This is a genomic window from Actinoplanes sandaracinus (assembly GCF_030009775.1).
Classification (GTDB): Bacteria; Actinomycetota; Actinomycetes; order Mycobacteriales; family Micromonosporaceae; genus Actinoplanes; species Actinoplanes sandaracinus.
The window spans coordinates 223,023-244,752 of sequence record NZ_JASCTH010000013.1 but is presented as its reverse complement, the minus strand read 5'-3'; the positions used below and the strand labels follow the sequence as shown (position 1 = coordinate 244,752).

At 70.6% G+C, this 21,730-nt stretch carries 17 protein-coding genes; 10 read left to right on the top strand and 7 right to left on the bottom strand.

Annotated elements, in window-relative coordinates; genetic code table 11:
* Nucleotides 1–27 precede the first annotated feature (27 nt).
* Together QLQ12_RS21300 and gsmA are read right to left on the bottom strand one after the other, a co-directional pair.
* A complete protein-coding gene (locus tag QLQ12_RS21300) occupies nt 28–2,376 on the bottom strand; it encodes an ATP-binding protein (RefSeq protein WP_282761985.1) in 2,349 nt (782 codons plus the stop codon).
* Nucleotides 2,377–2,395: 19 nt separating this feature from the next.
* On the bottom strand, nt 2,396–3,565 hold the full coding sequence (gene gsmA, locus QLQ12_RS21295) for a sporangiospore maturation cell wall hydrolase GsmA (RefSeq protein ID WP_282761984.1): 1,170 nt from the start codon (nt 3,563–3,565) through the stop codon (nt 2,396–2,398).
* Nucleotides 3,566–3,740: 175 nt separating this feature from the next.
* On the opposite strand from gsmA, the gene QLQ12_RS21290 reads away from it, so the two are divergent.
* A complete protein-coding gene (locus tag QLQ12_RS21290) occupies nt 3,741–4,652 on the top strand; it encodes a phosphatase PAP2 family protein (protein WP_282761983.1) in 912 nt (303 codons plus the stop codon).
* Nucleotides 4,649–5,263, top strand: a complete 615-nt coding sequence (locus QLQ12_RS21285; RefSeq protein ID WP_407651526.1) for a general stress protein — start codon at nt 4,649–4,651, stop codon at nt 5,261–5,263. The genes QLQ12_RS21290 and QLQ12_RS21285 overlap by 4 nt, the downstream gene beginning before the upstream one ends.
* A gap of 92 nt (nt 5,264–5,355) precedes the next feature.
* Here QLQ12_RS21285 and QLQ12_RS21280 read toward each other — a convergent pair whose 3' ends face one another.
* The gene (locus QLQ12_RS21280; protein WP_407651525.1) at nt 5,356–6,183 is read right to left on the bottom strand and encodes an RNA polymerase sigma factor SigF; all 828 of its coding nucleotides are present in this window, start codon (nt 6,181–6,183) and stop codon (nt 5,356–5,358) included.
* Nucleotides 6,184–6,432: 249 nt separating this feature from the next.
* Between QLQ12_RS21280 and ppgK the strand changes: the two genes are divergently transcribed.
* Nucleotides 6,433–7,236: a polyphosphate--glucose phosphotransferase gene (ppgK, locus tag QLQ12_RS21275; protein WP_282761982.1), complete on the top strand. Its 804-nt coding sequence runs from the start codon at nt 6,433–6,435 to the stop codon at nt 7,234–7,236.
* Between the two features lie 15 nt (nt 7,237–7,251).
* Nucleotides 7,252–7,716, top strand: coding sequence for a PPOX class F420-dependent oxidoreductase (locus QLQ12_RS21270; RefSeq protein ID WP_282761981.1), 465 nt, complete (start codon nt 7,252–7,254; stop codon nt 7,714–7,716).
* Nucleotides 7,717–7,926: 210 nt separating this feature from the next.
* Here the strand turns inward: QLQ12_RS21270 and QLQ12_RS21265 are convergent, their stop codons facing one another.
* A complete protein-coding gene (locus QLQ12_RS21265; protein WP_282761980.1) occupies nt 7,927–8,514 on the bottom strand; it encodes a hypothetical protein in 588 nt (195 codons plus the stop codon).
* A gap of 434 nt (nt 8,515–8,948) precedes the next feature.
* Between QLQ12_RS21265 and QLQ12_RS21260 the strand changes: the two genes are divergently transcribed.
* From QLQ12_RS21260 to glgB, 4 genes are read left to right on the top strand one after another with little or no spacing between them, the layout of a single operon-like run.
* The gene (locus QLQ12_RS21260) at nt 8,949–10,913 is read left to right on the top strand and encodes an alpha-1,4-glucan--maltose-1-phosphate maltosyltransferase (protein WP_282761979.1); all 1,965 of its coding nucleotides are present in this window, start codon (nt 8,949–8,951) and stop codon (nt 10,911–10,913) included.
* A 13-nt stretch (nt 10,914–10,926) separates the two neighbouring features.
* Entirely contained in the window at nt 10,927–12,684 is a 1,758-nt protein-coding gene (treS, locus tag QLQ12_RS21255; RefSeq protein WP_282761978.1) for a maltose alpha-D-glucosyltransferase, read from the top strand.
* The gene (locus QLQ12_RS21250) at nt 12,681–13,994 is read left to right on the top strand and encodes a maltokinase N-terminal cap-like domain-containing protein (RefSeq protein ID WP_282761977.1); all 1,314 of its coding nucleotides are present in this window, start codon (nt 12,681–12,683) and stop codon (nt 13,992–13,994) included. Before treS ends, QLQ12_RS21250 begins: the two co-directional genes overlap by 4 nt.
* Before the next feature lie 23 nt (nt 13,995–14,017).
* On the top strand, nt 14,018–16,168 hold the full coding sequence (gene glgB / locus QLQ12_RS21245) for a 1,4-alpha-glucan branching protein GlgB (RefSeq protein ID WP_282761976.1): 2,151 nt from the start codon (nt 14,018–14,020) through the stop codon (nt 16,166–16,168).
* Here glgB and QLQ12_RS21240 read toward each other — a convergent pair.
* Complete coding sequence (locus QLQ12_RS21240) at nt 16,156–16,755, bottom strand: GNAT family N-acetyltransferase (RefSeq protein ID WP_282762015.1); 600 nt, start codon at nt 16,753–16,755, stop codon at nt 16,156–16,158. The genes glgB and QLQ12_RS21240 overlap by 13 nt on opposite strands.
* 48 nt (nt 16,756–16,803) lie before the next feature.
* On the opposite strand from QLQ12_RS21240, the gene QLQ12_RS21235 reads away from it, so the two are divergent.
* Nucleotides 16,804–17,178, top strand: coding sequence for an MmcQ/YjbR family DNA-binding protein (locus tag QLQ12_RS21235; protein ID WP_282761975.1), 375 nt, complete (start codon nt 16,804–16,806; stop codon nt 17,176–17,178).
* Between the two features lie 48 nt (nt 17,179–17,226).
* Here QLQ12_RS21235 and QLQ12_RS21230 read toward each other — a convergent pair whose 3' ends face one another.
* Both QLQ12_RS21230 and QLQ12_RS21225 read right to left on the bottom strand, forming a co-directional pair.
* Nucleotides 17,227–18,105, bottom strand: coding sequence for a hypothetical protein (locus tag QLQ12_RS21230; RefSeq protein ID WP_282761973.1), 879 nt, complete (start codon nt 18,103–18,105; stop codon nt 17,227–17,229).
* An 8-nt stretch (nt 18,106–18,113) separates the two neighbouring features.
* A complete protein-coding gene (locus QLQ12_RS21225) occupies nt 18,114–18,833 on the bottom strand; it encodes a PP2C family protein-serine/threonine phosphatase (protein WP_282761972.1) in 720 nt (239 codons plus the stop codon).
* Nucleotides 18,834–19,287: 454 nt separating this feature from the next.
* Between QLQ12_RS21225 and QLQ12_RS21220 the strand changes: the two genes are divergently transcribed.
* A complete protein-coding gene (locus QLQ12_RS21220) occupies nt 19,288–21,714 on the top strand; it encodes a Tex family protein (protein WP_282761971.1) in 2,427 nt (808 codons plus the stop codon).
* Nucleotides 21,715–21,730: the final 16 nt, after the last annotated feature.

Below are 21,730 nucleotides of genomic sequence, written 5' to 3'. Positions count from 1 at the left end.
GGCGTGCGGGAAACACGCCTTGAACGCTCAGTCCCGGTGCTGGCGCTCCGGGACGGGCGCGCGGAGACGGCCGGGCGCCGGCTCGACGGCCGGCACGGCCCCGGGTGGCATCGCCAGGCCGGGCAGCCGGGCCGCCTCCACCATCGCGGCGCGCTCGGCGAGGGCGCGTTCCAAGGCCTCGCGGACCGCGTCGTCGCTCTCGGCCGGACTTCCGTCGGCGCTGGTCATGGCGGGTTCCTTCACTGATGCGGCGGCCGGCAGGGTGAACCAGAAACGCGTGCCGCCGCCGGGGTTGTCGGCGACGCCGATCTCGCCGCCGTGCCGCTGGACGATGCGCTGGCAGATGGTGAGGCCGAGACCGGTGCCGGCGTAGCCGGCGGCCGCCTCGGTGCGGTGGAACGACTCGAAGACGTGTGGCTTGTCCGCGTCGGGGATGCCGATGCCCCCGTCGGCGACCTCGATCCGCACCTGCCCGGGACCGGCGGGCCCGGCGACCACCTCGACGCGTGGCGTCGCACCGGGACGGACGTATTTGAGGGCGTTGCCGATCAGGTTGTCCAGGACGTGCCGCAGCATGGCCGGGTCGGCCCGGACCGGCGGCAGCGGTTCGATCGACCACTCGGGCGCCGGCCCGTCCGCGCCCAGCCCGGCGATCCGGTCCTCGATGATCTCCCGGACCAGCGGCGCCGGGTGGACGGTGACGGCGCGCAGCGGGGCGTGCCGAGCGGTGGTGTACGCCAGCATCGTCTCGATCAGCATGTCCATCCGGTCCACGGCACGCACGATGCGGCGCAGCCCGTCGCGGGCGTCGGCCATCTCGGGCGCGGTCTCCGGCAGGTCCTCCATCACCAGCTCGGCGTGCCCGCGGACGGACGCCAGCGGCGCTTTCAGGTCGTGGGCCACCACACCGGCGAAGATCGAGAGGTCGGTCTCGTAGCGGCGCAGCTCGGTGATGTCCCGGCACACGGCTACCGCGCCGTGCTCGCCGGCGCTCGGGTCGAGCGGCCGCCCGTCGATGCTGAGCAGCACGCCCTTGGGCTGGCCGGCGTTGCGGATGACCACCTCGACGCCGTCGGTCGACTCGCCGTTCAACGCCCGGATGAGGGGCATCTCCTCCAGCGGCAGCGGCGTCCGGCCGTCGGGCCGGTACACGCCGAAATGCTGCTGCCAGTCCTCCGGGGCGTTCGGGACCTCGTTGAGGCCGAGCAGCCGTTTCGCCGCCGGGTTCTCCAGCAGGACCGAGCCGCGCGAGTCGACGACGCTGACCCCGTCGCTGATGGTCGTCATGATCGCGCCCAGCAGATCGGCCTGGCGGCGGCTCTCCGCCTCGGCCTCGCGCAGTTCGGCGGTGGCCTGCTCGACCCGAGCGTGGGCGCGGGCCCGGCTGGTCGCCAGCACGTGCACCAGCCAGGCCAGCAACGCCGTCAGGACGAGGCCTCCGGCCAGCGCGATCACCGGCAGGTACCAACCGGTGCCGGCCAGATGCCGGGAGTCGCCGTGGGTCTCCAGGATCCACTCGCGGTCGGCGACCTGGATCGGATCCGAGCGATGCAGGTCCGCCTCGCCCGGCCCCGCCCAACTGGCGACCGTCGCCCGGATGCCGTCACTGTTGACCGACACCAGGTCGCCGGAGATCTGGCCCTCGCCGGCCTTGCCGAGGATGTCCTGGAGGAAGGTGCGGCCGCGCAGGCCGGAGACCACCCAGCCGCGGAACTCGGACATGTTCTCCCGGGTCCAGACCGGCGCGGCGAAGACGAACGACTGCTGCTGCTCGGCGGCCGGCTTCTGGCGGTCGCGCATCAGCACGTACGCGTCCGACACGGTGGCCTGGTGGGTGTCGCGCGCGGTGGCCAGGGTGGTCGCCAGCGGTTCTTCGGCGGCGACGTCGGAGCCGGAGCGCACTCCCTGCTCCGCCTCGTCGAGCAGGCGGACGAACACCGAGAAGTAGTGCTCGTCGAGGTTCGGGTCGGGGCGGAAGGTCACGCCCAGGGCGCCGCGCTCGCGCCACAGCCGCTGGGCGGCGGCGAGATCCTCGGTACGGACGGGCACCACGAACGCGAGCGGGGCCGCCCCGATCAGCTTCGCGTCCACCAGCGGGCTGGTCGCGCCGTCGAAGTCCTCCCAGGTGAGCTCGGCGTCGTTGGCGATGCCGGCGGCCAGGGTCTCGACCAGGCGGTGGTATCGCTCGGTCTCGGCGCGGATCGCCTCCCGGGCCGTCTCGTGACGCTTGTCCATGACCCGGCGCGCGGTGTCACGCTGAGCGGAGAGCAGCGCGGTGGCCGTCAGGACGGTGGCGACCAGGCCCACCAGAAGCACGGAGACGGAGAGCAGCGGGCCGGTGGCCCGCCGCGCTCCGTTCCTCCGTCGCTCCACCATAAGGAGCGTAAGCCGCGTATTACTTCCAGGTGTCGTACCGGTACAAATCGCAGTTGGTCATGATGCCGGTCACCTTGGCCACGTACTTCGGGTCGGTGGCGTACCCGGCCTTCCACACCTGCTCGATGAACTTGTCCGCGTCCCTGGTGTGGGCGAACGCCGGGGCGTACCGCTTGTTGGTCTTCAGGAAGTGACCGTGGTCGGCGAACGAGCGGGCCATCGACGCGTACGTCCGGAACGCGTCCCGGATCTGAAAGCACTTGCCGGCCTTGTCGCACTCGGTCGTCGTGTAGACGTGGCAGCCGTTGGCGTGCGTGCCGTAGTAGCCGTTCTGGCACTTGATGCCGAAGTAGTTGCGGTCCACCGAGGAGAGGCCGCTGCGGCCCCAGCCCGACTCCAGGATCGCCTGGGCGATGGTCACCGACGCCGGGACACCATACTGCCGCCAGCCCTTCTGAGCGCCGGGCACCGCGGCGGCGATGAACTGGTCCGGGGTCAGCACCGGCGCGGGTGCCGTGGGCGCGGGCGCGGGTGCCGTGGGCGCGGGCGCGGGTGCCGTGGGCGCGGGCGCGGGTGCCGTGGGCGCGGGCGCGCTGGGCGGGCACGCCTTGACGGCGCCGGAGATCACGTAGGCGTGCGAGATGTAACGCCCGTCGGTCAGCCGGTCCCACTGGGTGCTGGTTCGCACGGTCCCCTTGACCTTGGCGCCCGGCACAGCACAGGCGATCTTCACCGCGGCGCCGTCGGTGGCCTTGCGCACCACGGCGTGCGCCGAGGACGGGCCGCTGCGCACATTGACCGGGCCGTCGCCCGTGCGCACCTTGCCGGTCACCGCGGCCGTCGCGCCGGCCTGCGTGCCGCAGGGCCGGATGACGGCCGCGGTCCGGACATAGGCGTGCGAGACGTAGCGGCCATCGACCAGGCGGTCCCACTGCGTGGTGGTGCGGACCTTTCCGCGGACGCCCTGACCGGTCACCGCGCAGTCGACGGCGATCTTCTGGCCGTCGGTGAGCGTACCCACCACGCTCGCCGTCAGGCGGGGCGCCGACCGCGCCTTCAGCTCGCTGTTCACGTCGACGGTGGCCGTGGATCCGGCCGCCGCAGCGGCGACGGGGGCGGCCACCGCCCCGGCCCCGGCGGCAAGCACCAGCACAGCGCCGGTGAGCAGTCGTCGGGTGGTGTGGCTCATGAACGAGTCCCCTTCATACCGGCAAAGACGGACATTCCCGTCGTCGTCGGTTACGAAGATCCATCCCGCGCGTTGCACCTCCGGGCCTCGAACGGGTGCGCCCGCGTTGCCGTGCTTGGAAATCGTGCGGATTGGGGAAAGCGTGTCCGCATCGTCAGTCCAGGAGAGGTTCCCGATGACCGCTGTCGAGTCCCGCACGGTCACCACCCGCACGCCGGCGGGCAGCGTGTGGCACACCATCACCCCGCTGTTGCTCGCGGCCCTCGCCGTGGCCGGCACGTTCGCCGTGCACCGGCTGTTCGTCGGCACGGCCCTGGGCCAGTCGGTGGACACCGAGGCGCTGCGCGGTGGCGACTTCGACCATCCGCGGGTCAGCGCGGTGCTCACCCGTACCCTCGACGCCACCCGCTTCGCCGCGCTCGCGATCGTCTGCGTGTTCGCCGCGATCTTCGGTGTGGTGCGCCGCCGCCTCGACCTCGCCGTCGCGGCCGGTTTCGTGGTGGTGAGCGCGAATCTCGTCACCCAGCAGCTCAAGGCCCACCTGGGTCGCCCCGACCTGGACGGCTTCCCGGCGCCCAACTCGTGGCCCAGCGGACACGCGACCGCCGCCGCCACCGCCGCGTTCGTGCTGGTCCTGGTCCTCCCGCGGGCGCTCCGGGGCACCGTCGGCCTGGCCGGGGCCGGTTACGTGACGGTCGTCTCGGTGGCCACCGTCTGGGCCGAGTGGCACCGCCCCAGCGACGTCATCGCCGCCCTGCTCATCGTTCTGGCCTGCGGCTCGCTGGCGGTCTTCGGGGTGCGCCTGCGCCGCACCGGCCCGTCCCGCCCCATCCACCTGCCCAACCGCCTGGTCATGGTGGTCCTGGGGGTGACCGCCGCGCTGGCCGCCGCGACCGCCCTGTTCGGCATGGGCGCGGTCGCGCTGTCCGAACGGCCCCTGCCGGATCTGGTCTCCGGCCGCTTCGCCTTCCTCACCGGCGTGGCCGGCATCGTCGCCGCCGTCGCCGTCTCCTTCATCGCCTGGGTCCGCCTGACCGCCGGCGAACCCTCCGCCTCCGCCCGCACCCCTCAGGGAGAGTCCGCATGACCAACCCCACCGGCGACACCTCGTTCCCGCCCACCCGGGAGCAGGCGGCGAACGTCCCGCCCACCCGAGACCCGGCCGGCGCCGCGGTTCCGCCCGGGCCCGCCGGAGCGGTTCCCGCACTGCCCGCCCAGACCACCGGCACCGGCATGGGGAGCGGCCCGACCGTCGTGGTCGGCACGTACCCCGACTACGCCCTGGCCCAGCAGGCCGTCGACCACCTCTCCGACAACAGGTTCCCGGTCCAGCGGACCTCGATCGTCGGCACCGACCTGCGCCTCGTGGAGAACGTCCTCGGCCGGCTCACCACCGCCCGGGCGGCCCTCGCGGGCGCGGCCAGCGGCGCCTGGTTCGGTCTGCTGATCGGCCTCTTCTTCGGCATCTTCAGCGACTCCAGCTGGATCGCCGTGCTCCTCACCACGGTGATCATCGGCGCGATCTGGGGCGCGATCTTCGGCGCCATCGCCCACGCCGCCACCGGCGGGCGCCGCGACTTCACCTCCCGCAGTTCGCTGCAGGCCGCGACCTACGAGGTCCACGCCGACACCGAGGTCGCCGACGAGGCCCGCACGCTGCTCATCAGCCTGAATTGGCAGGCCAGCGGCGCCCAGTGACGCGAGAACCCCGTGGACCAGGCCGGTCCGCGGGGTTCCCTCATGCCGTTTGCGTCGTTTCGCACACCGTCCCGGTCGCTTGCCACGCCGTTTCAGTCGGCGAGCTGGCGCCGCAGCTTTCCGAGGGCCTTGGTGAGCAGGCGGGACACGTGCATCTGGGAGATGCCGATCTGGTCGGCGATCTGCGACTGGGTCAGGTTGCCGTAGAACCGCAGCGTGAGAATCCGCTGCTCCCGCTCGTCGAGGGTGGCCAGCGCCGGCCCGAGCGCGACCCGCGTCTCGGCGATCTCGTACTCGTGGTCCTCCCCGCCGAGGGTGTCCCCCAGTTCGGTGGTGCCGTCGGCGCTGATCGGGGTGGACAGCGAGGTGGCGTTGTAGGCGCGGGCGCCTTCCAGCCCCTCGAGGACGTCCTCCTCGCTGATGCCGAGGTGGACGGCGATGTCGGGAACCGTCGGCGAACGGCCGAGGCTGTGGGTCAGGGTCGAGTTGGCCTCGGTGATGGCGAGACGCAGCTCCTGAAGGCGGCGCGGCACGCGGACCGACCAGGTGCGGTCGCGGAAGTGCCGCTTGATCTCGCCGATGATGGTCGGGATGGCGTAGCCGGCGAAGTCGACGCCGCGCTCGGGGTCGAATTTGTCGACGGCCTTGATGAGGCCGACGGTGGCGGTCTGGACGAGGTCGTCGGTGGGCTCGCCACGGCCCGAGTAGCGGTGGGCGAGGTGGCGGGCGAGAGGCAGCCACGCCTCGATCGCCCGGTCCCGCAAGCGGGACCGTTGCCGGCCCGGTGGAGCCGACGCCATGGCGGCGAGGAGGTCCGACGCGGTCGACCCGGGCACCGAGTGCGCGGGGTGATGCGGCGTGACCACGGGTGGTGTCACAGCGGGTGCTGTCTCGACGGGCGATTTTTCCAGCAGGGTCATGAGTGGTCCTCCATCAGACGGGCAGAGAGCCGTGCCCGCACGCGGCGACCGTTCTGAAGTGCAACGCTAGCCGTGAAGCCTAGCGATGCCTAGCCGAAAGTATGAGTGACATTGCGTGAATACGGGAACCACGGAGCGAATTCATCCTATGGTGTCCGGCCGGTGAGGTCCTCCAGAGCGCGAGATTTAAGGTCGCACTCACGTGGTAGACAGCAACGGCGTAGGACAACCTGAAGAACGGGAAGACGGATGACCATCCTCGGCATCGACATCGGCGGCTCCGGCGTGAAAGGGGCGCCGGTCGACCCGGCGCGCGGCGAGCTGCTCGCCGAGCGGGTCCGTGTGCCCACCCCCCAGCCCGCCGACGTGGACAGCGTGATCGAGGCGGTCGCCGAGGTGGCGGCCCAGTTCGACGGTTTCGGCAGCATCGGCGTGACGTTCCCGGGCGTGGTCGTCGACGGTGTGACCCGCAGCGCGGCCAACGTCGACAAGTCCTGGGTCGACGCGCCCGCGGCGCAGCTGTTCACCGAGCGGCTCGGCAAGCCCGTGACGGTGCTCAACGACGCCGACGCGGCCGGTGTGGCCGAAGTGGCGTTCGGGGCGGGCCGCGACCAGTCCGGCCTGATCATGATGTTGACCTTCGGCACCGGCATCGGCAGCGCCCTCTTCCTCGACGGCGTCCTGATCCCGAACACCGAGTTCGGTCACCTGGAGCTCGGTGGAGCCGACGCCGAACTGCTCGCCGCCGACCGCGCCCGCGAGGTGGAGGACCTGAGCTGGGAGCAGTGGGCGGCCCGCGTCGAGCGTTACCTGCGCCATGTCGAGATGCTGCTCTCCCCGCGCCTGTTCATCGTCGGCGGCGGCGTCAGCAAGAAGTCGGAGAAGTTCTTCCCGCTGCTCGACATCCGCACCCCGATCGTTCCGGCCACCCTGCTGAACAACGCCGGCATCATCGGCGCCGCGATCGCCGCGGGCCAGGCCGCCGCCGGCCCCGGCCCGCAGGACCCCGGGGCCATCCAGGTCGACGCCGCCGAGCCCGCCCCGCAAGCCTGAGGAAAGGGATCGGCCATGGCGCGCGGCATCGCGACGAACGACCGGGTCGGACGGGAGGAACTCGTCGAGTTCCTGCGCCCGCGGCACCACGCGATCCTGATGACCACCCGTAAGGACGGGCGCCCGCAGTCGTCGCCGAACACGTGCGGCGTCGACGACGAGGGCCGCATCGTCATCTCCAGCTATCCCGAGCGCGCCAAGGTCGCCAACATCCGCCGCGACCCGCGGGTCACCCTCTGCGTCCTGTCGGACGAGTGGAACGGCCCGTGGGTGCAGGTCGACGGCGTCGCCGAGGTCATCGACCTCCCCGACGCCGTCGAACCGCTGGTGGAGTACTTCCGCTGCATCTCCGGCGAGCACTCGAACTGGGACGAGTACCGCCAAGCCATGCGCGACCAGGGCAAATGCCTTATCCGCGTGACGATCGAGTCCTGGGGACCGATCGCCACCGGCGGCTTCCCGGCCCGCCTCGCCGAGTAGCGGGCCGCTCCCTCACGACCGCTGGACGAGTCCCGTCCCGCAACGCCGAAAGAGGCCGCGAGGCCGGCACCCAGGAGGACAAGGGCGGTGCCGGCCTCGCGGCCTGGGACCCCCCCGTTCCGGCGGTCAGACGCGCAAGCGCAAGACCTCGGGAGGGAAAGACGGTATTCGACCGGATCTAAGCCGAATCAGAGCGACAGTGAAGGCCGGTCAGCTCACCGCGAGGTCAGCCGGCTCGGCGTCGAGCAGGTACAGCAGGGTGTCGCGGTGCAGGGAGGCGATCGGGTCGAGCAGGTCCGGGTGGCGCAGCAGAGCGGCGGCCTCGCGGTCGCGGGAGTCCGGCTGCAGCAGGCGGCGGAACTCGGTGGGCATGCCGGTGCCGGTGGTGCGGCGGGCGTGCGGGCGGGGCCGGTGGTCCTGCTGGACCGGCATCGCGGCGATCACCGAGTCGACGCCGCGGCGGGCGAGCAGCGGGTCGGCTAGCAGGCAGGCGGCCCAGCTGACGACGACCTCGTCGACCCAGGTGCGCCAGCCCTCGCCGTCGGCGAACTCGTCGTCGGGCTCGCTGCCGGCCTTCCAGTCGAGGATCGCCGAGCCACCGGGGCCGGCGATCGCGACGAGCGCGGCGTCGATCTCGGTCGGGTAGCGGAGCCATGCGGCGACGGTCACGGCCTGCCGGGCCTGCAGTTCGGCGAGGGTGTGCGCCACCGTGTTGGAATCGCCACCGGGGTAGGCACGGGCCAGCCAGTGGGTGCTGGCAGCGATGACCGGCGACAACGCGGTGGACGGACCTGTCACGTGGGGCTCCTCCCTCAGGCGCCGCCGGGATCCGGTGGCGTCAGGGATATAGCTCGGTGGCACGGCGCCGTTCTTGAGCACGGTTCCTCAATGGCAACGCACCGCAACCAACGCACTCCCGTCGTCGCTCGTGGCGGAGAGGGGCGCGGACGCCGTACCGCCGAGGGTGTCGCATCTCGGTGAGGGGCGGGCTGACGGTGCCGCCGCTGCCGCCGGGTCCCGATGAACGTCTGTTGCCGGCAGGTGAAATTGTCGTGTTTTCCGGCGGCGCGCGGCCGCGTCTGGATGCGCCGTAGGCACCCGCCTCCGGTAGGTTGGACGCATCGGCGATCGGCCGTTTCAAAAGCCTCCACTGCGGAGAAGTCATAGAGACGCCGGCGGTGGTTTTCCCGGTCGTCGAGTCCTCTGGCTGCCCTCTGACTACGGTGGAGATCATGACCGGTCGCTTCCCCATCGAAGACGTGACACCGGCTGTCGCCGGTGGCCGCTACCCCGCTAAAGCGGTGGTCGGTGAATTGGTTCCCGTCTCGGCGGTGTCCTATCGCGAAGGTCACCACGCGCTCGGCGTGAACGTGGTATGGCGCGGCCCCGACGGCGAGACCCAGCCGTTCACCCGCATGACCCCGGGCGAGCCCGGCCTCGACCAGTGGCACGCCGCGATCCGCCCGGACAGTGTGGGCCGGTGGACGTTCACGGTGGAGGCGTTCGACGATCCGTACCGGACGTGGCGCGACGCCGTGGTGAAGAAGATCGGCGCCGGACAGGGCGCCGAAGATCTGTTCAACGATCTGGCCGAGGGCGCCGACGTGCTCGACCTGGCCACCAAGATCGTGCCGGCGGAGTTCGAGGACCGGGTCCGCGACGCCGCGGCCGCGCTGCGCGACGAGCAGAAGTCGCTGTTCGCCCGGGTCACCCCGGCTCTGGACCTGGAGGAGCTGCTCTGGCACAACCCGGTGCGGCTCCTGGTGACCACGACGCGTTCGTTCGCCATCTGGGCCGATCGGGTCCGCGCTCTCTATTCGTCGTGGTACGAGTTCTTCCCCCGCTCCGAGGGCGCCGAGATCGGCCCGGACGCGACGCCGATCCGGCACGGCACGTTCGCTACCGCGGCGCAGCGGCTGCCGGCCATCGCGGCGATGGGCTTCAACGTGGTCTATCTGCCGCCGATCCACCCGATCGGCAAGATCAACCGTAAGGGGCGGAACAACACGCTGGTGGCCCGCCCGGAGGACGTCGGCTCGCCCTGGGCGATCGGCTCCGACGAGGGCGGCCACGACGCCATCCACCCGCAGCTCGGCACTCTCGACGACTTCCGGCGGTTCCGGGAGCGGGCCGAGGAGCTCGGCATGGAGGTCGCTCTGGACCTGGCCCTGCAGGCGGCGCCCGACCACCCGTGGGTCAAGCGGTTCCCGCAGTTCTTCACGACCAAGCCCGACGGCACCATCGCGTACGCCGAGAACCCGCCCAAGAAGTACCAGGACATCTACCCGATCAACTGGGACAACGACTACCGCACGCTGCGCGACGAGGTCTACCGCGTGGTCATGCACTGGGTGAACAACGGCGTCAAGATCTTCCGGGTCGACAACCCGCACACCAAGGCCGTCAACTTCTGGCAGTGGCTGATCCCGAAGGTCAAGGAGACCGACCCTGACGTGCTGTTCCTGGCCGAGGCGTTCACCCGGCCGGCGATGATGAACGGGCTCGGCAAGATCGGCTTCACCCAGTCGTACACGTACTTCACCTGGCGCACCACCGCCGCGGAGATGCGTCAGTACATGCAGGAGCTGCTGACCTCGATCGACTGGATGCGGCCGAACTTCTGGCCGAACACGCCCGACATCCTGCACGAGTCGCTGCAGCACGGCGGTCCGCCGATGTTCAAGATCCGCGCCGCGCTGGCCGCGATGCTCACCCCGTCGTGGGGCCTCTACTCCGGATTCGAACTGTTCGAGCACGTGGCCCGGCCCGGCGCCGAGGAGTACATCGACAACGAGAAGTTCGAGCTGAAGCCGCGGGACTGGGCCGCGGCGGAGCGCACCGGCCGGTCGCTGGCGCCCTACCTGACCAAGCTGAACCGCATCCGCGACGAGAACCCGGCCCTGCACTGGCTGCGGAACCTGCGGTTCCACGAGATCGACAACGGCGCGCTGCTCTGCTTCTCCAAGCGGGATCCCGACACCGGCAACACCGTCCTGGTCATCTGCTCGTTCGACAGCAGCAACGTGCAGTGGGGCAACACCACTCTGGACATGCCGGCGCTGGGCATGGACTGGCACGAGCGTTTCACGGTGGTCGACCAGATCAGCGGGGCGACTTACGAGTGGGGTCAGTACAACGCGGTCCGGATCGACCCGTACGTCGAGCCGGCGCACATCTTCGTCGTTCAGGCGGGGTAGGGGGAGAAAGACGATGGAGCTGCCGACCGAGCACGACCCGTCTGACGGGAGTCACACCGAGGACGGGGTGGTCGAACACCCGAGCGCCGACGATTTCGGGCACGCCAGGGCCCTTCCCGCGGACCGGACCTGGTTCCAGCGGGCCGTCTTCTACGAGGTGCTGGTCAGGGCGTTCTACGACTCGGGCTCGGACGGCGGCGGCGATCTGCGGGGGCTCATCGAACGGCTCGACTACCTGCAGTGGCTCGGGGTGGACTGCCTCTGGCTGCCGCCGTTCTACGACTCTCCGCTGCGTGACGGCGGTTACGACATCCGTGACTTCTACAAGGTGCTGCCGGAGTTCGGCACGGTCGAGGACTTCGTGGCCCTGCTGGACGCGGCGCACAAGCGCGGCATCCGGGTGATCACCGACCTGGTCATGAACCACACGTCCGACTCGCACCCGTGGTTCCAGGCGTCCCGGCACGACCCGGAGGGGCCGTACGGCGACTTCTACGTCTGGAACGACACCAGCGACAAATACAAGGACGCGCGCATCATCTTCGTCGACACCGAGGAGTCGAACTGGACGTTCGACCCGGTGCGGCGGCAGTTCTACTGGCACCGGTTCTTCTCGCACCAGCCGGACCTCAACTACGAGAACCCGGCCGTGCAGGAGGCGATGCTCGACGTCCTGCGGTTCTGGCTCGACCTCGGTATCGACGGATTCCGGCTGGACGCGGTGCCCTACCTCTTCGAGGAGGAGGGCACCAACTGCGAGAACCTGCCGGCCACGCACAACTTCCTGAAGCACTGCCGCAAGGTGATCGACGACGAGTTCCCGGGCCGGGTCCTGCTGGCCGAGGCGAACCAGTGGCCGGCCGACGTGGTGGAGTACTTCGGCGACGCGCGTTCCGGCGGCGACGAGTGCCACATGGCGTTCCACTTCCCGCTGATGCCGCGCATCTTCATGGCGGTGCGGCGCGAGTCGCGTTTCCCGATCTCGGAGATCCTGGCGCAGACCCCGGCCATTCCGGAGAACACCCAGTGGGGCATCTTCCTGCGTAACCACGACGAGTTGACGCTCGAGATGGTGACCGACGAAGAACGCGACTACATGTACTCCGAGTACGCCAAGGACCCGCGGATGAAGGCGAACGTCGGCATCCGCCGCCGGCTCGCCCCGCTGCTGGAGAACGACCGCAACCAGATCGAGCTGTTCACCGCCCTGCTGCTGTCGCTGCCCGGCTCGCCGGTCCTCTACTACGGCGACGAGATCGGGATGGGCGACAACATCTGGCTCGGTGACCGCGACGGCGTGCGCACCCCGATGCAGTGGACCCCGGACCGCAACGCCGGCTTCTCCACCGCCACGCCGGGCCGGCTCTATCTGCCGGTCAACCAGGACCCGGTGTACGGATACCAGGCGGTCAACGTGGAGGCCCAGCGGGACAGCGCGACCTCCCTGCTGAACTGGACGCGGACCATGCTCGCCGTCCGCCGCAGGCACGAGGCGTTCGCCGTCGGCACGTTCCGTGAGCTGGGTGGCTCCAACCCGTCGGTCCTCGCCTATCTGCGGGAGATCGGTGACGACGTGGTGCTCTGCGTCAACAACCTGTCACGCTTCCCGCAACCGATCGAGCTGAACCTGCAGCACTGGAACGGTTACACACCCGTGGAGCTGACCGGACACGTCAACTTCCCCCGGATCGGGCAACTGCCTTACCTGCTGACGCTCCCGGGGCACGGGTTCTACTGGTTCCAGTTGTGCGGGTCGGAGGAGAAGCAATGACGCTGCCTTTCGCCGAGTGGTTACCGAAACAGCGCTGGTACGCCGGGCGCAGCCGAGTCCTGTCCTCGGTCAAGGAGGCGTCCGCCACGCCGTTGGGCGATGACCTGGAACTGGTCCTCGTCGACGTCGAGTACACCGACGGCAGTTCCGAGCGATACCAGGTCCTGGTGGGCTGGGGCGCCGGGCCGATACCGGAGTACAGCGCGGTGGCCACCATCGGCACCGCCGACGACGGCCGGGTCGGCTACGACGCCCTCTACGATCCGGCGGCCGCGCGCTATCTGCTCGGGCTGATCGACCGGTCCGAGCCGGTCGGTGACATCGGCTTCGAGAAGGAGCCCGGTGTCGTGCTGCCGCTGGAGGCCTGGCCCCGGGTGTTCGACGCCGAGCAGAGCAACACCAGCGTGATCTTCGACGAGGACGCGATCCTCAAGCTGTTCCGGCGGGTCACCTGCGGCATCAACCCGGACATCGAGCTCAACCAGGTGCTCGGCCGGGCACAGAACCCGCACGTGGCACGGCTGCTCGGCTCGTTCCAGACGGCCGACGACGCCGGTTCGTGCTCGCTCGGCATGGCCACCGAATACGCCGTCAACTCGGCGGAGGGCTGGGCGATGGCCACCGCGTCCGCGCGGGACCTGTTCGCCGACGCGGCGTACGCGGCCGACGAGGTGGGCGGCGACTTCCAGGGCGAGTCCTACCGGCTCGGCGAGGCGGTCGCGTCGGTGCACCTGACGCTCGCCGCGGAGCTGGGCACCGGCCCGTCGCCGTTCCCGGTCGACGCCGTCCTGGCCCGGTTGCGCACCGCCGCCAACGCGGTGCCCGAACTCCAGCAGTACGTCCCGGCGATCACCGAGCGGTTCACGAGCCTCACCGGCGAGCAGGTCGACGTTCAGCGGGTCCACGGCGATCTGCATCTCGGGCAGGTGCTGCGCACTCCCGAGGGCTGGCTGCTGATCGACTTCGAGGGCGAGCCCGGCCAGCCGCTGGACGAGAGGCGGCTGCCCGACTCGCCGCTGCGCGACGTGGCCGGCGTGCTGCGCTCCTACGAGTACGCGGCCTACCAGTTGCTGGTCGACCAGGACGACGACGAACACCTCGCGGCACGCGCCCGGGAGTGGGTGGACCGCAACCGGGAGGCGTTCTGCGACGGATACACGCACGTGGCGGGCAGCGACCCGCGCGCTCACCGTGCGCTGCTGGCGGCGTACGAGCTGGACAAGGCGGTCTATGAGGCCGCGTACGAAGCCCGGCACCGGCCCGGCTGGCTGCGGATCCCCCTGCGGTCGATCGCCCGGCTCGTCGGATGAATCCCGGAGGGCACCCCAAGATCATGATCGGACAGACCACTTCTCGTCTCGCCGCCGACAAACGCGCCATGGACAGCGTGATCGCCGGGGACTCCCACGACCCGCACGCCGTCCTGGGCGCCCATCCACACGGCGGGCGCACCGTCATCCGCACCCTCCGCAAGGGCGCCACGAGCGTCACCGTGCTGCACGACGGGGAACGGTACGAGACGACGCTGGTCCACCCGGACGGGATCTTCGCGGCCGAGCTGCCCGGCACGGTGCTCGACTACCGGCTCGACGTGGACGGGACGCAGTACGACGACCCGTACCGTCACCTGCCCAGCCTCGGCGAGCTCGACCTGCACCTGATCGGTGAGGGCCGGCACGAGCACCTGTGGCGTGTCCTCGGCGCGCAGCCGCGCGGCACCGGTGTCGCCTTCGCGGTCTGGGCGCCGGGCGCCCGCGGTGTGCAGGTGATCGGCGACTTCACCGGCTGGGGCCCGTTCGACGGGTGGCCGATGCGGTCGCTCGGGTCCAGCGGCGTCTGGGAGCTGTACGTGCCGGCCGCGCACGTCGGCAGCAAGTACAAGTTCAAGATTCTCGGCCGGGACGGGGTGTGGCGTGAGCACGCCGACCCGCTGGCCCAGCACACCGAGGTGCCGCCGGCCACCGCGTCGGTCGTCTACCAGTCGTCGTACCAGTGGCACGACGAGGCCTGGATGCGCGAGCGGGCCCGCAAGTCGTGGCACCAGGAGCCGATCAGCTGCTACGAGGTGCACCTGGGCTCGTGGCGGCCGGGCCTGTCCTACACCGAGCTCGCCGAGCAGCTCGTCGAGTACGTGGTGGAGACCGGCTTCACCCACGTCGAGCTGATGCCGGTGATGGAGCACCCGTTCGGCGGCTCCTGGGGCTACCAGGTCACCGGCTATTACGCCCCGACCTCCCGGTTCGGCACGCCCGACGAGTTCCGGCACCTGGTCGACAAGCTGCACCAGGCCGGCATCGGCGTGATCCTCGACTGGGTGCCCGCCCACTTCCCCAAGGACGAGTGGGCGCTGGCCCGGTTCGACGGCTCCCCGCTCTACGAGCACGGCGACTGGCGTCGCGGCGAACAACCCGACTGGGGTACGTACGTCTTCGACTTCGGCCGCAAGGAGGTCCGCAACTTCCTGGTCGCCAACGCCCTCTACTGGTGCGAGGAGTTCCACGCCGACGGCCTGCGGGTCGACGCCGTCGCCTCGATGCTCTATCTGGACTACTCGCGCAAGGAAGGCGAGTGGACCCCGAACCAGTACGGCGGCCGGGAGAACCTCGACGCGATCAGCTTCCTGCAGGAGACGAACGCGACCGTCTACAAGAACCACCCCGGCGTGATGATGATCGCCGAGGAGTCCACCGCGTGGCCGGGCGTCACCCGTCCCACCCATCTCGGCGGCCTCGGTTTCGGCTTCAAATGGAACATGGGCTGGATGAACGACACCCTCTCCTACATGGAGAAGGAGCCGGTCTATCGGCAGTGGCACCACCACCAGATGACCTTCGCCACCGTCTACGCGTGGAGCGAGAACTACTGCCTGCCGATCAGTCACGACGAGGTGGTGCACGGCAAGGGCTCACTGACCGGCAAGATGCCCGGCGACCTGTGGCAGAAACTCGCCAACACGCGCGCACTGCTCGGTTTCATGTGGGCGTTCACCGGCAAACAGCTGCTCTTCATGGGCTCCGAGATGGGCGACCTCCGGGAGTGGAGCGAGGAACGCGGCCTGGACTGGGACCTGCTCCAGGACCCGCAGTTCGGCGGGATCAAGGGCCTGGTCGGTGACCTGAACCGGGTCTATCGGGAGACGCCGGCGCTGTGGACGCAGGACACCACGCCGTCCGGCTTCCGGTGGATCACCAGCGAGGACTCGCAGCACAACACGTTCTCGTTCGTCCGGTTCACGCCGAACGGCGATGCCCTGGCGTGCGTCGTCAACTTCGCCGCCATCCCGCACGAGGGTTACCGCATCGGCCTTCCCCGGCCCGGCCGGTGGACCGAGGTGATCAACACCGACAGCGAGCTCTACGGCGGCTCCGGCGTCGGCAACCTCGGCGCCGTCGACGCCGAGAACCTGGCCTGGCACGGTTTCGACGCCTCCGCCGCCCTGCGGGTTCCTCCGCTGGGCGCGGTGTGGCTGCGCTACGACGGCTGATCCTCGCTGATCTTGTGGAGTTCGCCAGGAACGACGCGGCCGAACTCCACAAGATCGCGGCTTGCTGGCCACTCCGTGGCCAGCAAGCCGTACAGGAGGTCGTCTGTCCACTCACCCTTCAGGTATGTCTGCTGTCGTAGCAGGCCTTCGCGGGTGAAGCCCAGGCGCTCCAGCAGGGCTGCTGACCGCGCGTTGCGCGCGTCGCACTCCCCCATCACCCGGTGCAGCCGCTGCACGCGGAACAGGCGGTCCAGCACGGCCCGCACGGCCTCGGTCGCATAACCCCTCCTCTGGTACGCGGTGGCGAGCGTGAACCCGATCTCCGCCTGCCTGAGGTTGTCGTGCAGCCGCACCGCGACGTCCCCGATCAGGGTCTGCTCGGCGGTGAGCTCGATCGCGTACTGGAACCAGCCGGCCCCGGACGGCGAGCCGGCCGCGAAGTCGCGGACCGCGGCCTCCGCCTTCTCCAGCGGGAACGGCGCGTCCCATGACTGGTAGCGCGCCACCTCGGGGTCGGACCGGTAGGCCGCCAGGACGGGCGCGTCGGATGCCCGGAATCGTCGCAGGGTGAGCCGCTCGGTCGCCATCAGCACGGGGCCGAGAATATGTCACACCCGGAGCGCAGAATGCGGGGCATGGACGCGACGACGACGACCGAGCGGATCCGCGAGATCTGCCTGCGCCTGCCCGAGGCGACCGAGCGGCTCAGCCACGGCTCGCCCGCCTTCTTCGTCCGCGGCAAGAAGCAGTTCGTCATGCTCTGGCCCGACGGCCACCACGACCACGAGTTCCCTCACCTGTGGTGCGCCGCCCCGCCCGGCACGCAGGAGGAGCTGATCGCCGCCGACCCGGCCCGTTTCTTCCGGCCACCCTATGTGGGTCATCGCGGCTGGGTCGGCGTCCGCCTCGACCGCGATCCCGACTGGTCCGAGATCGCCGAGCTGTGCGAGGACGCTTTCCGCACCCTCGCCCCGACAACCCTGCTCACCCGCCTCGACGAACAAGATTGATCGAGAGCGGCAACGGCATCGCCCTCCATGACGCCCCCGGGGGCGGGGTCATGAGCCGGCGGGTGGGACGCCGCAGTTGCGGCGGAGCATGGTGTCGAGGGCCTTCCGGTCGTCGTCGTCGACCGGCACGGTCGTGTGAAGCTGCCGGCCCCCGTCCAGCGAGACTCTGACCGGAAACTCGAAGGGCTTCTTCACCTCGGCGAAGGCGTGCAGATCGCAGCGCAGCGGACCGGCCACGAACGGCACGGTGGCGGTCGGGCCGGCAGCGGTCACCTCGGCCAGCGGTGTGGCCGGGGCGAAGGTGAGGCGATACATCACGTTGCCGTCGAGGGAGTGGAGCCGCACGGCGCCGGTGGCCGCCGCGGTCCGCTCGACGACGAGACTGCCGCGGACGCCGTCGGCCCCCAGGTCCTCCCAGTCGCCGAAACGCAGGACGACGCTGTTTCGCACCGTCTCGGTGGCGCAGTCGTCGGCGAGGAGGCGGTTCAGGAGCTCGCTGGGGTGCGGCAGGGCGAGTCGCACCCGCTGCCACCCGGTCCGCCCTTCCGCACGCGCCACGACCGTCACCGAGGACGGCGCGGCGGCCGGCTGGCACGATCCGGTGCCGTACGGCACGGTCACATCCACCCGCAGCCCGTTCGCCGGGAGGAGGGCGGGCGTGTCGACCGGGGCCTCACCCTCGAAGGACGGCAGATCGGGCTCCACCCGGGAGACCCAGACCGGCGAGTCCCCGTCGTTGTAGAGCGCCACGCCGAGCAGGCGGGCGACCTCGTCCTGCCGCCACTGCTCGGCGGTGGCCCGCAGCCGCAGCGGCGGGCCGGCGTCGGCCGGGTCGCCGGTGCCGCGGGTGGACAGGGCCGCCACCGCCCCGGCGATCAGCAGGGCGGCCGCCACCCCGGCGATCACCAGGTGGCGGCCCCGGCTCATCGTTGCCGTCAGGCTTCGACGACGTCGGCGATGATGACGGTCACGTTGTCGGGCGCGCCGTTCTCCAGAGTGCGGTTGACCAGTTCGGCGGCGCACGTCTTGCGGTCGGCGACCTCGCGCAGCGTGTGCGCGATCATCGCGTCCTCCACATAATCGGACAGGCCGTCGCTGCACAGCAGGAAACGGTCACCGACGCGGGCCGGGATCATCCGGCCGGCCGGGCGGAACGGGCCGCCCTGCACGGCCTGGGTGACCAGCGCCCGCTGCGGGTGCCGCCGGGCGTCCTCGGGCGTGAGCACGCCCTGGTCGACCAGCGCCTGCACGTAGGTGTCATCGCGGGTGACCTGCTGGAACTCGCCGTCGCGGAGCAGGTAGCAGCGGGAGTCGCCGACGTTGAGGGCGGCCAGCCGGTCGCCGGAGAGCAGCAGCGCGGTCACCGTCGTACCCATGCCGTCGCGGGCGTCGTCGTCGGCGACGGCCGCCTCGATCCGCTGGTTGGCGGTCTGCAGCGCGTTGATCAGATCCTGAAGGGGTTCGCCGTTGTCCGGCGCGGTGTCGACGACACTCAGGCTCTGCACCAGAATGTCGCTCGCCAGTTCCCCGGCCGGGAGCCCACCCATGCCATCCGCCACCACGAAGAGTCGATTACCGACGAAGACCGCGTCTTCGTTGTTGGACCGGACAAGGCCCTGATCAGTGGCGGCGACCGCCCGGACAGCAAGCGTCATGTGACAAGAGTGCCAAAGGCCAATTCCGTTGTCTCTAGTACCTCCTACCAAGTGTCTTTCCGGGGGTGCGGTATCAGGGTCCGGCGGGCACCGTCCGCGCCGACCGCCCGGCGGATGTCTGCGCTGGTCAAGGGCCTCGACGGCGGCAGAAACGCCCGCCCGGCACGCCTGGGGCGGACGCCGCTGCCGACCCGGCCGGCGATCCGGATCCCGCCGGACGGCGCGCGGGCCGGACGTGACATTCGCGACATCGGAGTACGGACGGCCACCGCCGGACGGTTCAGGGCGGATCCGGGCATGCCTCGCGAGCGGTGCCCGGTACGCCCGGCCGCGTACCACATGACGGCCCGGGTGTCAGCCGAACCGGCCGACGGCGTCCGGTGGGTGGTGGTTCGGCACCCGGCCGTGCGGGGCGGCGCGACAAGGTGTGGCGGCCTCGGTAACAATCGTCGGCGTGACGACAGCTATCCATCAGCGCATCGCCTCGGAACTCGGGGTACGGGAAGGTCAGGTCACCGCCGCGGTCGAGCTGCTCGACGGCGGGGCCACGGTGCCGTTCATCGCCCGCTACCGCAAGGAGGTGACCGGCACCCTCGACGACGCCCAGCTGCGCACGCTGGAGGAGCGCCTGGGCTACCTGCGGGAGCTGGAGGACCGGCGGGCCGCGGTGCTGGAGTCGATCCGCTCCCAGGGCAAGCTCGACGACGCCCTGGAGCAGCAGATCCTCGCGGCCGACACGAAGGCCCGCCTGGAGGACATCTATCTGCCGTTCAAGCCGAAGCGGCGCACCAAGGCGATGATCGCCCGTGAGGCCGGTCTGGAGCCGCTCGCCGACGGCCTGCTGAACGACCCGTCCGTCGCCCCGTTGGCGGCGGCAGCGGCGTTCGTGGACCCCGACAAGGGCGTCGCCGACCCGCAGGCCGCGCTGGACGGGGCCCGGGCCATCCTGATCGAGCGGTTCGCCGAGGACGCCGACCTGATCGGTGACCTGCGTGAGCAGATGTGGACGCGGGGCCGGCTGGTCGCCAAGGTGCGCGACGGCAAGCAGACCGACGGCGCCAAGTTCTCCGACTACTTCGACTTCGCCGAGCCGTACCCCAAACTCCCCTCGCACCGCATCCTGGCGATGCTGCGCGGCGAGAAGGAGGACGTCCTCGACCTCACCATGGAGCCGCACCCGGAGGAGGACGAGGGCTACTTCGAGGGGCGCATCGCCGGCCGCAACGGCATCAGCGACCACGGCCGTCCCGGGGACAAGTGGCTGATCGACACGGTCCGCTGGGCCTGGCGCACCCGCATCCTCATCCACCTCGGCGCCGACCTGCGGGTCCGGCTGCGCGAGGCGGCCGAGGACGAGGCGGTCCGCGTGTTCGCCGCCAACCTGCGCGACCTGCTCCTGGCGGCCCCGGCCGGCACCCGCACCACGATGGGCCTGGACCCGGGTTTCCGTACCGGTGTGAAGGTCGCCGTCGTGGACGCCACCGGCAAGGTGGTGGCGACCGACACGATCTACCCGCACGTGCCGCAGAACAAGTGGGACGAGTCGATCCACCGCCTCGCCGCGCTCGCCTCGAAGCACAACGTCGAGCTGATCGCGATCGGCAACGGCACCGCCTCCCGGGAGACCGACAAGCTGGCCGCCGAGCTGATCAAGCGGCACCCGGACGCGAAACTCACCAAGGTGGTCGTCTCCGAGGCGGGCGCGTCGGTCTACTCGGCCTCGGCGTACGCCTCCCAGGAACTGCCCGGCATGGACGTGTCGCTGCGCGGCGCGGTCTCCATCGCCCGCCGCCTGCAGGACCCGCTCGCCGAGCTGGTGAAGATCGACCCTAAGTCGATCGGGGTCGGGCAGTACCAGCACGACCTGTCCGAGGTGAAGCTGGCCCGCTCGCTCGACGCGGTGGTCGAGGACTGTGTGAACGGCGTCGGGGTGGACGTCAACACCGCGTCCGCGCCGCTGCTGACCCGGGTCTCCGGGATCACCGCCGGCCTGGCCGAGAACATCGTGCTGCACCGTGACCAGAACGGGCCGTTCCGGAACCGTCAGCAGATCAAGAAGGTGGCCCGGCTCGGCCCGAAGGCGTTCGAGCAGTGCGCGGGCTTCCTGCGGATCCGCGACGGTGACGACCCGCTCGACTTCTCCAGCGTGCACCCGGAGACGTACCCGGTGGTCCGGACGATCGCGGCGGACGCCGGCGCCGACATCAAGACGCTGATCGGCAACAGCCCGATCCTGCGGGCGATCCGGCCGGAGAAGTTCGTGACCGACACGGTCGGCCTGCCGACCGTCACCGACATCCTCAAGGAGCTGGAGAAGCCAGGCCGCGACCCGCGGCCGGCGTTCACCACGGCGGCCTTCGCCGAGGGCGTCGAGAAGATCGCGGACCTCTCGCCGGGCATGGTCCTGGAGGGCCAGGTGACGAACGTGGCCGCGTTCGGCGCGTTCGTCGACATCGGCGTGCACCAGGACGGTCTCGTGCACGTCTCGGCACTCTCCGACAAGTTCGTGCAGGACCCGCGCGAGGTGGTCAAGTCCGGCGATGTGGTGAAGGTCCGCGTGCTGGAGGTCGACCCGGTCCGTAAGCGGATCTCGCTGACCATGCGCCTGTCCGACGAGCCGAACAAGGGCGGAGGCCGCCCCCGCGACGATCGCGGGCAGGGTCAGCGCCCCGGCGGCCAGGGTGCGCAAGCCGGTCAGGGTGGTCAGGGTGGCCAGGGCCGGCAGGGCGGCGGCCAGCAGCGTCAGGGTGGCGGCCAGCGGCAGCCCCGGCAGGGCGGCGGCCAGCGGGGTGGCCAGAGCGGCAGCAGCGGTGGCGGCAACAGCTTCGGTAACAGCGCCATGGCGGACGCGCTACGCCGGGCCGGACTGACCCGCGACTGATCAGGAGCCGGTGAGG

Bases quoted from the DNA above. Each gene is read 5' to 3' on its own strand.
- QLQ12_RS21290 (WP_282761983.1), top strand. From the start codon at position 3,741: ATGACCGCTGTCGAGTCCCGCACGGTCACCACCCGCACGCCGGCGGGC.
- QLQ12_RS21285 (WP_407651526.1), top strand. From the start codon at position 4,649: ATGACCAACCCCACCGGCGACACCTCGTTCCCGCCCACCCGGGAGCAG.
- QLQ12_RS21280 (WP_407651525.1), bottom strand. From the start codon at position 6,183: ATGACCCTGCTGGAAAAATCGCCCGTCGAGACAGCACCCGCTGTGACA.
- ppgK (WP_282761982.1), top strand. From the start codon at position 6,433: ATGACCATCCTCGGCATCGACATCGGCGGCTCCGGCGTGAAAGGGGCG.
- QLQ12_RS21230 (WP_282761973.1), bottom strand. From the start codon at position 18,105: ATGAGCCGGGGCCGCCACCTGGTGATCGCCGGGGTGGCGGCCGCCCTG.
- QLQ12_RS21260 (WP_282761979.1), top strand. From the start codon at position 8,949: ATGACCGGTCGCTTCCCCATCGAAGACGTGACACCGGCTGTCGCCGGT.
- QLQ12_RS21235 (WP_282761975.1), top strand. From the start codon at position 16,804: ATGGACGCGACGACGACGACCGAGCGGATCCGCGAGATCTGCCTGCGC.
- glgB (WP_282761976.1), top strand. From the start codon at position 14,018: ATGATCGGACAGACCACTTCTCGTCTCGCCGCCGACAAACGCGCCATG.
- treS (WP_282761978.1), top strand. From the start codon at position 10,927: ATGGAGCTGCCGACCGAGCACGACCCGTCTGACGGGAGTCACACCGAG.
- QLQ12_RS21270 (WP_282761981.1), top strand. From the start codon at position 7,252: ATGGCGCGCGGCATCGCGACGAACGACCGGGTCGGACGGGAGGAACTC.
- gsmA (WP_282761984.1), bottom strand. From the start codon at position 3,565: ATGAGCCACACCACCCGACGACTGCTCACCGGCGCTGTGCTGGTGCTT.
- QLQ12_RS21250 (WP_282761977.1), top strand. From the start codon at position 12,681: ATGACGCTGCCTTTCGCCGAGTGGTTACCGAAACAGCGCTGGTACGCC.
- QLQ12_RS21225 (WP_282761972.1), bottom strand. From the start codon at position 18,833: ATGACGCTTGCTGTCCGGGCGGTCGCCGCCACTGATCAGGGCCTTGTC.
- QLQ12_RS21300 (WP_282761985.1), bottom strand. From the start codon at position 2,376: ATGGTGGAGCGACGGAGGAACGGAGCGCGGCGGGCCACCGGCCCGCTG.
- QLQ12_RS21240 (WP_282762015.1), bottom strand. From the start codon at position 16,755: ATGGCGACCGAGCGGCTCACCCTGCGACGATTCCGGGCATCCGACGCG.